The organism is Vibrio sp. D401a (genome assembly GCF_030248515.1).
Lineage (GTDB): Bacteria > Pseudomonadota > Gammaproteobacteria > Enterobacterales > Vibrionaceae > Vibrio > Vibrio rotiferianus.
In genome coordinates, this window is sequence record NZ_JAHGAI010000047.1 from 85,667 (window position 1) to 98,160 (window position 12,494).

Here is a 12,494-nt window from a genome sequence, read left to right on the forward strand (position 1 = left end):
TAACATCTAGTTTATAATTTTTAAAAAAATAAATGGTTCAACGGGAAACTATAGTGATTCGACCAAAAAAACAAGTTTTGTATAGGTAATTTGAGCGTGATTATTGTTAGATATTTGATCCGCGAAACACTCAAGAGTCAATTTGCGATCTTTTTCGTACTTTTTTTGGTGTTTGTGAGCCAGAAGTTTATCAGTGTTCTTGCCGATGCTTCAGACGGAGACATCCCAGCAGGATTAATTTTTTCTATTGTTGGCTTAAACATGCCAGCGATGGGGTTATTAATGCTGCCTTTGAGTTTGTATATCGGCATATTGATCACTTTTGGCCGCTTATACGCAGAGAGTGAAATTGTGGTAATGAATGCGACGGGGATTGGGAATAAATTTTTGATCCAGGCCGCCTTGTCTTTAGCTGTCATTACGTCAAGCGTTGCTGCTTTTAACTCGTTGTGGTTGTCCCCTTGGTCTCAAGACAAAGTAGAGTCTCTCCTAGAACAAGTTGCTTCTGAAAATAGCGTTGATTTGCTCAAGAAAGGACAATTCCAAGGTACGCCTGATGGGTCTTCAGTTGTTTTTATTGATGATATAAGAGACAACGAGCTTAAGCATGTGTTCGTGGCTCAAATGCGTCCAAGAGACTCGATCTTACCAAGCGTGATTTTTTCGACCTCAGGGGTTGTGAAAGAGCTATCAGATGGCCGTCAGGTTATTACCATGCAAGATGGGACGCGTTATGAAGGCGTGCCAACTCGTGTTGAGTATATGGTAACAAAGTTTGATGAGTACGAAGGCCTAATCGGTCAGAGGGAAGTAAAACACAAAGGTCGAGATTGGGAGGCCTTTGCTACAGTAGATTTGATTGGTCATCCTAGTCGCCATGCCCAAGCCGAATTGCAATGGCGTATTTCGCTATTTGTATGTATTCCACTTTTGACCATGTTAGTCATTCCCTTGTCTGCGGTGAACCCACGTCAGGGGCGATTTGCCAAAATGGGTCCAGCTATATTGATTTACCTAGCTTACTTCTTAGCTATGAGTGCAACAAAGTCGGCAATTGAGGATGGCTCTTTACCTACATATGTTGGTATGTGGCCCATTAATATAATGCTACTTATAGTCGCTGTTATGGCAAACATGATGGACAGTGTGTCTGTCAGAAAAGTTAAAGATAAATTCCGCAAGAAGAGGCTCGTGTAAGCTGTGTTTAAAATTCTAGACCTTTACATAGGTAGAACAATTATTTCTACAACAGCCTTGGTTTTAGCGACCTTCGTTGGCCTCTCAGGGATAATCAAATACGTAGAACAATTGCGAAAAGTAGGAAAGGGTGCTTATGACTTACTTCATGCATTGTATTTTGTCCTACTAAGTGTGCCTAGAGACATTGAAATGTTTTTCCCTATGGCAGCTTTATTGGGGGCATTGATTGGTTTAGGTATGCTGGCATCAAGTTCTGAACTGGTTGTTATGCAAGCATCGGGTTTCTCTAAGTTGGATATCGGTCTATCGGTGCTTAAAACTGCGGTGCCATTGATGCTTATCGTGATGACGCTCGGTCAGTGGGGAGCCCCTGAAGCTCAGAAAATGGCACGAGACTTACGCTCATTTGCGCTGTCTGGAGGGAGTATTGTCTCTGTACGAGCCGGCGTATGGGCAAAAGATGCGAATGACTTCATCTTTATCGGTAAAGTCGAAGATGAAAAGCTGTACGGCTTGAATATGTGGCGTTTTGATGACGATAAGAATCTTGAAAAAGTGATCTTTTCTGAAGAAGTTGATTATCAAAATAACAATAATTGGCTAATGCACAATGTTCAAGTTACTGATATGCAGAATGAAAATGTCATTTCTAAGCGTCAAGTGGAACAGATGGAGTGGCATACCTCATTGGCGCCAGACAAACTGGCAGTCGTAACGGTGAAGCCAGAAGAGCTCTCTTTAAGTGGCTTGTATGACTATGTGACCTACTTGAAAGCCTCGGAACAAGATGCTTCACGTTATGAACTGGCATTTTGGCGCAAGCTATCTCAGCCGCTGTCTATTGCAGTTATGATGCTGATGGCGTTGTCGTTTGTCTTTGGGCCGTTACGTAGTGTTACCATGGGCGCAAGGGTACTCTCAGGCGTGGTAGCGGGTTTTACTTTCTATATATCCAGTGAGTTCTTTGGACCACTTACCTTGGTATATGGCATACCGCCTGTATTCGGCGCACTAGCGCCAAGCTTGGTGTTCCTAGCCATTGCAGTATCTTTGCTAAGAAGAAAACTGTAGGTTTTCAAAAGCGATAAATATGAAAAAGGAAGGCACCGTGCCTTCCTTTTTTATTCTACTTTTGCCACTAAACTATTTTGCTTTAGGCAAGACCACGACTTCAGTTTTTGCCCAAATATCGTGGAAACCACGTTTTTGAGGGTCAATTGGCACCGTTAGGTTAGCCAGACCAAAACCAGATGTCGCTATACGAATAAGAGCCTGTGTCACTGTAATTGGTGCACCATCTTTGCTATTACGTACTTGTATCTTCCAAGCTCGCATACCTAAGGTTTGCCCCGCACGAGTCCAGAAGAACACAAAAAAGTAGATCCATACCACAGCAAGATACAGCGTGAACAATGGGCTTAATACCGGATGCTTTCCTAGCATATCTGCTGCATCCACATATTCTCCATAGCTCAGCAATCCTGCCGCGTTCAGCGCAAAGACAATCGCCATTACTACACCTGCCGCCATCATCTCAATCGCAAGGATAATCAGTGTGTCGTAAAACAACGCTGCGAGTCGACGGAAAAAACCCGCTGGTGGAAGAGTTGTAGAAGTAGTCATAATTCCATTACTTACCTTTAAAATCGTGCGTCAGAATATAGATTCCGTCCGCCGGTGAAAAGAGAGCTAACGCACAGAGTCTCTAATTGTAAACAAATCACGTGTTCAAAGTGGCTTTATCGTGACTCACAAAGTAATCCAGTTCAAAGTTCGTATCATGCAAACTGTGAAACCGTCAAACATGCGTTACCTTGCTTAGTAAAGAAGATTACGAATGACATAGTTAGAGGTACAAGATGATCGTAATTACTGGCGCAAGCAGTGGCTTAGGAGCTCAACTGGCCAAATTGTATGATGCTCAAGGTAAAGAAACCCTGCTAATAGGGCGTAGTGAAAAGAAGTTAGATACGCTGGCTCAACATCTCTCAAACAAAGCTCAGACGAGAAGCTGCGATCTTATCGACGCATATCAAGTTGAGCGTTTGTTTGATGAGTTGCCTCAAACGCCCTCGACTCTGATTCATTGTGCTGGAAGTGGTTATTTTGGTTTGTTAGCAGAGCAAGACCCGCAAGAGATTAAAAAGCTAATTGAAAATAATCTCACTTCGGCGATTCATGTCCTGAGAGAGTTAGTAAAGCGCTATCAAGATCAACCAATCAGCGTCGTGATGGTGATGTCTACAGCTGCACAGTTACCAAAGGCACAAGAATCGACTTATTGCGCAGTGAAGTGGGCAGTAAAAGGTTTGATTGAGTCCGTTCGTATGGAGCTAAAAGGCAAACCGATGAAGATTATCGCTGTGTATCCTGGCGGTATGGCAACGGAGTTTTGGGAGACGAGCGGTAAATCACTAGATACTAGCGGTTTTATGAGTGCAGGTGATGCTGCGAAGATGATTCATGATGCACTCTCTAGCGTTGGCAATGGTTACGTTTCGGATATTACCGTTAACCGCTTATAAGGGCTGAGCAGTTTGTAGGGGTAGCTAAGCTAAGATCTTCTTTGTCACACTTTGTGGCGAAATTATCAGCAAACGATAGTTATTAAAGGTTTTTCTGCTTGCGTAGGTCAAAAGCTTCCGTATAATGCCAACCATCAAAGGGCGATAGCCCAGAGATGCCGGTGTGGTGAAATTGGTATACACGACGGATTCAAAATCCGTTGCCTTCGGGCGTGGCGGTTCAAGTCCGCCCACCGGTACCATATTCCAAGACAGAGCCTCGACGAAAGTCGGGGCTTTGTTGTATCTGGAGTTTGTGAATTCAAACCCAGTGTGACGTCAGGAGTGCCTGCCCAGTCAAGTCACCCGCTGATATCATACGTAGAAAGGTCGCTCTTGTAGCGGCCTTTCGTCGTTTTAGGCGTTTGAAAATGGTGGAAGAAAAGATAGCGTTGCCTTCGCGGTGACAGCAGGCGCCTTGTCCGGTTGAATGTCCCCTAATTGTTCGTCCATCAGAACCATATTGCAAAGGTGACTTTTGTGTTAGTACTGGTATTTGTTGATTCGAATCATATTACTTTATAAATCATACAATTATCATTAAAAAACAAATAAAAAGTATAGTTAACTAATAAATGTGGTTGTTTTATGAATGGTAAGTATTTAGCAGTGTTTGCGTCTGGCGTTGTTGTATTGGCTGGTTGTGGAGGAGGAGATGGTGGATCAGCACCAACGACTGTTGGTGGGGATGAGTTTACTAGCCTTGTTAAGGAAACAAACTTTGTGCAAGGTTTCCCTAGTTTATACAGTGATTATCTAGATGGCCAAAAATTGGTTCAGAATGGAACGGTGAGGTTTGATACGACTAACCAGATACCGCTTTACTATGTTTCTTTAGAAGGAACACAGCCACCAACTGCCGTCGTTGAAGCCGTAAACCAAATCGAAAGCCGCTTGGGGAATATTTTTACTGATTTTCACCTTCTGACAGATGATCTCAGTGGCTACAGAGATCTCTCTTTTCCCACTGAGAACCGCGGGAATTATACGTATAGCGAAGCAAGCTTTAAAAACGCTCATGGGATTATTGGGGGCTTAGTTTTTTCCCAAGGAACCGCATACTATAGTACTGAGTGGGCGAACGATCCGCAGGAAATGTGTGGGAATGCATCGATAGGGCCATATACCGGTAATTTGAGTTTGGTGGTTAATCCTGCAACACATACTTATAGTGCTAGTTCTTTATTGTGGGTGAATATGGGAAATGGGCAGTGCAGCTGGGATTACCAAATGGCCAAGCATGAGATGGCGCACGCAATGGGGATGTTCTCCCACCTTGATGGTTACTTTGGGCTTTGGAGTGAAACGGCAATGGACATTCTAGCAACGCTATACAGCAACTCTGCTGGTACGCCTTTTAATGAATTACAGAAAGCGAACTAAATTTACCCATAGTAAAATCTGCTAGGACTATCATAGTCAGTAATGTAGAGCCAAAGGTCATAGAGTTAATTCTGTCATCTTTGGCTTTTTTTCACATAACTAAATCATTCTTTAGCTTAAAGTTTATTGGCAGTTTAAATAAAAATCTAATGATGATTAATTCCTTTTTATACTCCGATATAAATTTATTTTTAATAGATAATCTTCACCAAAATTCTTATTGAGCTCAGTTTTTCTTACTCGATAAAGATGAGGTTGAATTTCGTTAAATAACGAAATGACACACTTTTCATATTGAAAATGGGATCTTGTTCATACTCAGCGCAACCGGTTGCGCTTTTTTGTGTTGGTTATTTTTGCTACAGTTTTTGTAGGTTGAAATTTACACAACGGGAGTAAGGCCATGAAAAAAATTCTTTTATGCTGCAGCGCAGGGATGTCGACCAGTATGCTTGTGAAGAAAATGGAGCAAGCTGCTGAAAAGCAAGGGCTTGAGTGCAAGATTGATGCGTTATCGGTAAACGCATTTGATGAAGCGATCAAAGAGTACGATGTGTGTTTGCTTGGTCCTCAGGTGCGATTCCAACTAGAAGAATTGCGTAAAACCGCACAAGAGCACGGTAAAAATATTGATGCTATTTCTCCACAAGCTTATGGAATGATGAAAGGCGAAGAAGTATTACAACAAGCATTAGAACTGATTAACTAATTCAATAACTTTAAATAGAAAGAAGAATATTCACTAAATATAAATATTTGGTGCGGGATTCTTTTGTCTAAAAATAAGGATAGACTCTATGAAGCTTTATGATGCGATTATAGGAATAGTCGAAAAGCATATAGCCCCTATTGCGGCAAAAGTGGGAAATCAACCCCATGTTAGAGCAATGAGAGACGGATTTATTGTGGCAATGCCGTTTATTATTGTTGGTAGTTTTATCTTAATTTTTGCTTTCCCACCATTTGCTGAAGACACCACATTTACACTCGGGCGAGTTTGGTTAGACTTCGCCACCACACATTTCGACACCATTATGATGCCCTTTAATATGTCGATGGGGATCATGACTATATTTGTCTCGCTTGGGGTCGCCTATAGCTTGGCAAAAGCGTACAAAATGGATGGGATCACCAGCGCGGTATTATCACTGATGAGCTTCCTTTTGGTTGCTGCTCCAGCTAAAGATGGAGCACTAGCGATGAAGCACATGGGCGGTACCGGAATCTTTACCGCGGTAATGTGTGCTTTCTTTGCGGTTGAGCTTTACCGCTTTATGAAAAAGCACAACATTACGATCCGCATGCCAGAGCAAGTACCACCTGCAATCGCTCGTTCTTTCGAGGTCCTTTTGCCAGTACTCGCTATATTCCTAACCTTGTATCCGCTAAGTATTTTTGTTCAAACTCAATATGACATGCTGATCCCTGATGCGGTTATGGCGATGTTCAAACCACTGATCAGTGCATCGAATACCTTACCTGCAATCATTGGTGCATTGCTGGTGTGTCAGCTACTTTGGTTTGCTGGTATTCACGGTGCGGCGATTGTAGTTGGTCTTCTATCGCCAATCTTCCTTACCAACATCAGCGCTAACATCGATGCGTTTGTTGCGGGTCAGCCAATTCCAAACGTATTCACCCAACCATTCTGGGATTTCTATATCTTTATTGGTGGTTCGGGCGCAACACTTGCGCTAGTGATGCTGATGTCATTTAGCCGTTCCGCGCACCTTAAGAGTATCGGCCGAATGAGTGCTGTGCCGGGTTTCTTCCAAATCAATGAACCTGTGATTTTTGGTAGCCCAGTAGTAATGAACCCAATCCTGTTTATTCCCTTTGTATTTGCGCCAATCGTTAACGCAACTATTGCTTACTTTGCAGTACAGCTTGGCTTTGTGGGCATGGGGGTTGCGACTACACCTTGGACAACGCCTGCACTGATTGGTGCTTCATGGGGCAGTGGTTGGACGTTCTCACCAGTGCTGTTGGTGATTGGCCTACTGATTCTTGACCTCTTTATTTATCTGCCGTTCTTCAAAATGTTTGAGAAGCAGGTGATGGAACAAGAGTTACCTACGAGCAAAGAAAGTAAGGATGCTGAACAGCCATCTGGCGAAGGCGTGACTGCTTAATAGTAATTGGGCTGTCACATGGCAGCCCATGTTTCTGGAGAGAAAAGATGGAACAAGAATTAGTCGTAATGGAAATTATCTGTAATGCAGGTGAAGCCAGAAGTTTGAGCTATGAGGCATTGCGTTTATCGAGAGAGAAGGATTTTTCAGCCGCAGAGGAAAAGCTTTCTCAAGCAAGAGAGTGCATCAACAAAGCCCACCTGATTCAAACCCAACTAATTGAAGAAGATCAGGGTGAAGGTAAAGTGCCAATGACCTTGGTGATGGTACACGCTCAAGATCATTTGATGACGACCATCTTAGCGCAAGAAATGGCAGTGGAAATTGTCGCGTTGAATAAGCAGTTAGCAGAAAAATAAGGACGTGGCTATGCCAAGAAATGCAATTAAACTCGCCATTATTGGTGGTGGTAGTAGTTATACTCCAGAGCTTGTTGAGGGCGTAATAAAACGCTTGGAGTTCTTGCCTGTAAAGCAAATGCACTTTGTGGATATTGAGTCTGGCGCAGAGAAATTGGAGATCATTAAAGGCTTAGCACAACGAATGGTCGACAAGGCAGGGGCGGATATTGAAATCAAAGCGAGCTTTGATCGCCGAGGTGCGATTAAAGACGCTGATTTTGTTATGACTCAGTTCCGCGTTGGTGGCTTGGCTGCGCGAGCGAATGATGAGCGCATTCCGATTAAATATGACGTTATAGGCCAAGAAACAACAGGGCCTGGTGGTTTTGCCAAAGCGCTGCGTACCATTCCGGTTATTCTTGATATTTGTAAAGATATTGAAGAGCTAGCGCCTAATGCGTGGATGCTCAACTTTACTAACCCTGCGGGTTTGGTATCAGAAGCTGTCAGTAAATACACCAACGTAAAGAGCATTGGATTGTGTAACGTTCCGGTGTCTATGGAAATGATGATTGCTGAAATGATGGATTGCGAGCCGAAAGAGCTTCAACTTGAGTTTGCAGGTTTGAACCATCTTGTTTGGGTATTGAAGGCGTGGCTTAAAGGCGAAGATATTACTCAAATAGTTCTGGAAAAAGTTGGGGATGGCGCAAACTTCAGTATGAAGAATATCTGGGAAGAACCGTGGGATCCGGCATTTCTTAAAGCGCTTGGAGCCATTCCTTGTCCTTATCATCGCTATTTCTATCAAACCGATGCGATGCTAGCAGAAGAAAAGCAGAGTGCGGGGGAGCAAGGCACGCGAGCAGAGCAAGTAATGGAGACGGAGAGTGCGTTATTTAAGCTGTATCAAGACCCGAACCTAGACCACAAACCAAAAGAGTTGGAAGAGCGAGGCGGTGCCTATTATTCAGATGCGTCATTAAATCTCGTCGATTCAATTTATAACAACCGTAACAGCATTCACGTAGTGAACGTGTTAAACAATGGGGCTATCAATGGCTTACCAGATGACGCTGTGATTGAGTGTAGTGCTGTGATCGGCAGTTGGGGAGCGAAGCCGCTTGCGGTTGGTGAGCTATCAAGCAATGTCAAAGGCCTACTTCATCAAGTTAAAGCTTATGAGCAACTCGCTATCGAAGCTGCAGTTGAAGGAAGCTACGACAAAGCATTAATGGCGTTAACCAATAACCCACTTGTTCCAGATATTGGTCGAGCCAAATCCATATTGGATGAGATCTTAGCAGTGAATGCTCCTTATCTGCCTCAATTCAAATTAACAACGTTGTAGAGCGAGGAGACACGCCAATGAAAGTAATTTTTAATGCCGATGATTTTGGTTTAACACCCGGTGTGAATAAAGGCATTGTCAAAGCCCATCAACAAGGTGTGGTTCGTTCAACCACTATGATGGTGGGAATGGATGCTGAAGAACATGCTGTGGAATTGGCAAAGCAAAATCCGAACTTAAAGATTGGCGTGCACCTTCGTTTTACCACAGGCTCTCCGTTAACAGGGAATCCAAACCTGACCAATGGCCAGGCGCGATTTGTTAGTTATGATGAATTGTGGAAGAAACAGGACTTCGAAGAAGAGGTGGTCTACCAAGAGGCAATCGCTCAAGTCGAGGCATTTCTAAAATTGGGATTGTCTCTGAGTCATTTAGATAGCCATCATCATGCGCATACGCACCCACAACTGCTTCCGGTGATTCGAAAGGTTGCTCAGAAATACAAAGTCCCTTTGCGTGGTAGCGGTTTGTGCTACATAGAAAATAGAGTGAATTATTACTTTACTGATGAATTCTATGATCAAGGGGTTAGTTTAGAAGGCATCATGAAGCATTTGTTGAGTTTGAAAGCCCAATATGATGTGGTTGAAGTTATGTGCCATCCAGCTGAAGCTGATCAGCCTCTTCTGCTGAAAAGCAGTTACGCCTTGCAGCGTGAGTTGGAACTTCAAGTGCTGACGTCTTCGATTCTTCAACAAGAGCTCACGAAGCATGGTATGACTGTCACGGATTACTCGGCTCTTATTTCTCCAAGCAAAGTCGCCAGTGTATGATTAAGGCTGTCAGCATCGCCCCCTAAGCACCTTACGATTTGCTGGCAGCCACTTTTCGTATTGTCACCATTATTAAAACAAGCTGTTGGGATATATAAGCATTATGGCAAGGATTAAAGACGTCGCCGAACTAGCAGGAGTAAACCGTTCAACCGTTTCTCGCATTATTAATGGGGAGGGGAAGTTTCGTGAGGAAACAAGGAAGAAAGTTGAAGCTGCTATGGCGGAGCTAAACTATCGTCCTAGTGCAATCGCTCGCTCACTTGCCACCTCTTCTAGCAATATGGTCGGTCTTCTTGTGACCTACTACACCGGGGGATTCTTTGGTGAGATGATGGAACAAGTTCAGACTGAACTGGACACTCACAAGAAGTTCCTCATTACAGCGCAAGGACATCATTCAGCCGAAGGTGAGCGAGAGGCTATTCAACGATTTAGTGACCTTCGCTGCGATGGGTATGTTCTCCATAGCCGTTATCTTTCTGATGATGACTTACGTGAACTGGCTAAATTACCGACCCCCTTTGTGCTTTTAGATCGTCAAGTTGATGGTTTGGAAGATAGGTGTGTTACGTTCGATCATTTGAATGCAAGTCAAGTAGCGACTGAGCATCTGATAAAGCAAGGGCACAAGAAGATTGGTTGCATATCTGGTCCTTCAAGTCGTCACAATAGTCTATTGCGTAGATTAGGTTACATAAACGCAATGAAAACGGCGGGTATAAGCGTGGATGACAGCTGGTGGGTCGAGGGTAATTATGGCCGTCAAAGTGGCTTTGATGCAATGGAACAACTTATCCATCGTCATCCTGATATTACCGCAGTGTTTTCTTGCAGTGAGGAAATGACCTTTGGCGCAATGCAATACTTAAATAAAGAAGGGATAAAAGTACCAGATCAAATTTCATTGGTTAGTTTTGATAGCGTAGATCTTTGTGCAGGTTTGTATCCACCAGTATCAGCAGTTCACTTTCCTATCAGTGAAATGGCCCGCTCGGCAGTGCAGGCTCTTATGACTCAAATCACCCAACAAGCGAAAACGCGTTGCTGCCACTTTTCCGGTGAACTTAAATTAAGACAAGCAGATAGAGCATTCTTATAGATATTTTCTTACACAAAGCGCTCCAATCAGTGGCAGCTATGGATGATTTAATTTACAAAATCCACTACTATTAAAAATCCTAGTTAGGTTAATTCGTTGTTTTAAAAGTGGCTAGTATCAAAATTACAGTGGATCGTATTCAACCTGGGCTTCATATTCGCCTTCCTTTAAAGTGGAATGAGCATCCATTTCTTCTTAATAGCTTTAAGATCAAAGACCAAGAACAAGTCGAAATGATTCGTCATTTGGGCGTAAAGTTTGTATATCTCAATCTCTCACAAAGTGATGCAGAGCCTCTTCCTGTAAACAGTGAAATAAAACAAGAAGTGGTCAATGAGAGCTCTATTGATGAGGAAACAAAAAAGCTATGGCAAGAAAAGCAAAAGCGAATTGAAAAGCTGAGTGCTTACCGTCGTAGAGTTATCCAATGTGAAAAAGAGTTTGAGCGCTCGCTGGCAAGAATGCGATCAGTGATGACGAAAATACGTAACCGACCAATAGACGCTGTCGATGAAGCTGTGTTGTTGGTGGATGATATCGTCGAGAAACTGATGTGCGACGATAACGTAACTTTGCATCTTATGAATGGCAAAAATGAGTTTGAGGATATTTACTTTCATTCTCTTAACGTAGCAGTTATCTCAATGATGATCGGTAAAGCAAAAGGTTTTAATGCTCAACAGCTGAAGGAGTTATCTTTTGCTGCACTGTTTCATGACATGGGGAAAATCAAAATCCCCACTGCTATTTTGAGAAAACAAACACCGTTGACAGAACCAGAGTGTAACTATTTAAAGCTGCATACTAAATATGGAGTTGACTTAGCTAAGAACATTGCAGCATTCCCAGAAAGCGCAAAGCGTGTAATCGCGCAGCACCATGAGGTAGCAGATGGTTCAGGTTACCCTGAAGGGCTAAAGGGGAGCGAAATAGATCCTTATACCCAAGTAGTATCTGTCGCAAATGCGTTTGACAATTTGTGTCATAACCCGATTGCGTCAGAGCAAAAGATTCCTTACACCGCACTCTCTCATCTATATAAGAATTGCAAGCACCTTTATGATAACGATAACTTGAATATCTTAATCAAGTTCATGGGTGTTTTCCCTCCAGGAACAGTTGTGCAGCTATCTAACAACATGGTCGGGTTAGTTATCTCGGTTAATAGTTCGAACTTACTTTGCCCAAATGTCCTCATTTATGATCCCGAAGTGCCAAGAACGCAAGCACCCATAATTGACTTGGCGGCTAAAGACTTAAAAATTGTTAATGCAATTCATCCATCGAAGTTACCTGATAAAATCAAAGAGTACCTTAACCCAAGATCTCGTATTTCATATTTCTTCGATAGTGATGATTAACCAATTATCCACAGAAAATTGTGGATAAGATGTACAAAAGATGAGTCGTTCCTTGGGGTAATGTGGGTTCTGGGTGAAAAGCATCCAGTTGGCATGTTTTTTAGAAAAAAATGCGCTTTTGCTATTGCCAAAAATGTCCGCTTCTCTATAATGCGCATCCATCGACACGGCAGAAGCGATAAGGCTTCAGCAGGGTCGAAGAGGTAAATAGCTTCTGAGAAAATAAATTGAAAAAGTGTTTGACACTCTCAATTATCTCTTTAGAATTCACCTCCGCTTTGAGAGAA

Annotated in this window: 12 protein-coding genes and 1 tRNA gene; 12 read left to right on the forward strand and 1 reads right to left on the reverse strand. The window is 42.9% G+C overall.

All coding sequences use genetic code 11. The features are described from left to right. The first annotated feature begins 96 nt into the window (after positions 1–96). Together lptF and lptG are read left to right on the forward strand one after the other, a co-directional pair. Positions 97–1,197, forward strand: a complete 1,101-nt coding sequence (gene lptF, locus KIV41_RS20690) for an LPS export ABC transporter permease LptF (protein ID WP_252041193.1) — start codon at positions 97–99, stop codon at positions 1,195–1,197. A gap of 3 nt (positions 1,198–1,200) precedes the next feature. Beyond that, positions 1,201–2,271 carry an LPS export ABC transporter permease LptG gene (gene lptG, locus KIV41_RS20695; protein WP_010450382.1) on the forward strand — a complete coding sequence of 357 codons (1,071 nt, stop codon included), beginning with the start codon at positions 1,201–1,203 and terminating at the stop codon, positions 2,269–2,271. Positions 2,272–2,343: 72 nt separating this feature from the next. On the opposite strand, the gene KIV41_RS20700 is transcribed toward lptG, so the two are convergent. Then, entirely contained in the window at positions 2,344–2,823 is a 480-nt protein-coding gene (locus tag KIV41_RS20700) for an RDD family protein (RefSeq protein ID WP_010450380.1), read from the reverse strand. Positions 2,824–3,059: 236 nt separating this feature from the next. Between KIV41_RS20700 and KIV41_RS20705 the strand changes: the two genes are divergently transcribed. The 10 genes from KIV41_RS20705 to KIV41_RS20750 all read left to right on the forward strand — a co-directional run bounded on the left by KIV41_RS20705 (position 3,060) and on the right by KIV41_RS20750 (position 12,207). Continuing rightward, the gene (locus tag KIV41_RS20705) at positions 3,060–3,725 is read left to right on the forward strand and encodes an SDR family NAD(P)-dependent oxidoreductase (RefSeq protein WP_252041191.1); all 666 of its coding nucleotides are present in this window, start codon (positions 3,060–3,062) and stop codon (positions 3,723–3,725) included. A gap of 157 nt (positions 3,726–3,882) precedes the next feature. Further along, positions 3,883–3,967 (forward strand) — tRNA-Leu (locus KIV41_RS20710). 385 nt (positions 3,968–4,352) lie between these two features. Continuing rightward, positions 4,353–5,147, forward strand: a complete 795-nt coding sequence (locus KIV41_RS20715) for a hypothetical protein (protein ID WP_045391633.1) — start codon at positions 4,353–4,355, stop codon at positions 5,145–5,147. 403 nt (positions 5,148–5,550) lie between these two features. Then, positions 5,551–5,856 carry a PTS sugar transporter subunit IIB gene (locus tag KIV41_RS20720; RefSeq protein WP_005448803.1) on the forward strand — a complete coding sequence of 102 codons (306 nt, stop codon included), beginning with the start codon at positions 5,551–5,553 and terminating at the stop codon, positions 5,854–5,856. Positions 5,857–5,944: 88 nt separating this feature from the next. Further along, a complete protein-coding gene (locus tag KIV41_RS20725) occupies positions 5,945–7,279 on the forward strand; it encodes a PTS sugar transporter subunit IIC (RefSeq protein WP_010450374.1) in 1,335 nt (444 codons plus the stop codon). 47 nt (positions 7,280–7,326) lie between these two features. Next, complete coding sequence (locus KIV41_RS20730; RefSeq protein WP_005432874.1) at positions 7,327–7,638, forward strand: PTS lactose/cellobiose transporter subunit IIA; 312 nt, start codon at positions 7,327–7,329, stop codon at positions 7,636–7,638. A gap of 10 nt (positions 7,639–7,648) precedes the next feature. Next, positions 7,649–8,971, forward strand: a complete 1,323-nt coding sequence (locus tag KIV41_RS20735; RefSeq protein ID WP_285337596.1) for a 6-phospho-beta-glucosidase — start codon at positions 7,649–7,651, stop codon at positions 8,969–8,971. Positions 8,972–8,988: 17 nt separating this feature from the next. Next, positions 8,989–9,744, forward strand: a complete 756-nt coding sequence (chbG, locus tag KIV41_RS20740; RefSeq protein ID WP_282067322.1) for a chitin disaccharide deacetylase — start codon at positions 8,989–8,991, stop codon at positions 9,742–9,744. A gap of 103 nt (positions 9,745–9,847) precedes the next feature. Beyond that, positions 9,848–10,846 carry a LacI family DNA-binding transcriptional regulator gene (locus KIV41_RS20745; protein ID WP_285337597.1) on the forward strand — a complete coding sequence of 333 codons (999 nt, stop codon included), beginning with the start codon at positions 9,848–9,850 and terminating at the stop codon, positions 10,844–10,846. Between the two features lie 107 nt (positions 10,847–10,953). After that, positions 10,954–12,207, forward strand: coding sequence for an HD-GYP domain-containing protein (locus KIV41_RS20750; RefSeq protein ID WP_010450368.1), 1,254 nt, complete (start codon positions 10,954–10,956; stop codon positions 12,205–12,207). The last annotated feature ends 287 nt before the right edge of the window (positions 12,208–12,494 follow it).

Bases quoted from the DNA above. Each gene is read 5' to 3' on its own strand.
- KIV41_RS20700 (WP_010450380.1), bottom strand. From the start codon at position 2,823: ATGACTACTTCTACAACTCTTCCACCAGCGGGTTTTTTCCGTCGACTC.
- KIV41_RS20705 (WP_252041191.1), top strand. From the start codon at position 3,060: ATGATCGTAATTACTGGCGCAAGCAGTGGCTTAGGAGCTCAACTGGCC.
- KIV41_RS20715 (WP_045391633.1), top strand. From the start codon at position 4,353: ATGAATGGTAAGTATTTAGCAGTGTTTGCGTCTGGCGTTGTTGTATTG.
- KIV41_RS20720 (WP_005448803.1), top strand. From the start codon at position 5,551: ATGAAAAAAATTCTTTTATGCTGCAGCGCAGGGATGTCGACCAGTATG.
- KIV41_RS20725 (WP_010450374.1), top strand. From the start codon at position 5,945: ATGAAGCTTTATGATGCGATTATAGGAATAGTCGAAAAGCATATAGCC.
- KIV41_RS20730 (WP_005432874.1), top strand. From the start codon at position 7,327: ATGGAACAAGAATTAGTCGTAATGGAAATTATCTGTAATGCAGGTGAA.
- KIV41_RS20735 (WP_285337596.1), top strand. From the start codon at position 7,649: ATGCCAAGAAATGCAATTAAACTCGCCATTATTGGTGGTGGTAGTAGT.
- chbG (WP_282067322.1), top strand. From the start codon at position 8,989: ATGAAAGTAATTTTTAATGCCGATGATTTTGGTTTAACACCCGGTGTG.
- KIV41_RS20745 (WP_285337597.1), top strand. From the start codon at position 9,848: ATGGCAAGGATTAAAGACGTCGCCGAACTAGCAGGAGTAAACCGTTCA.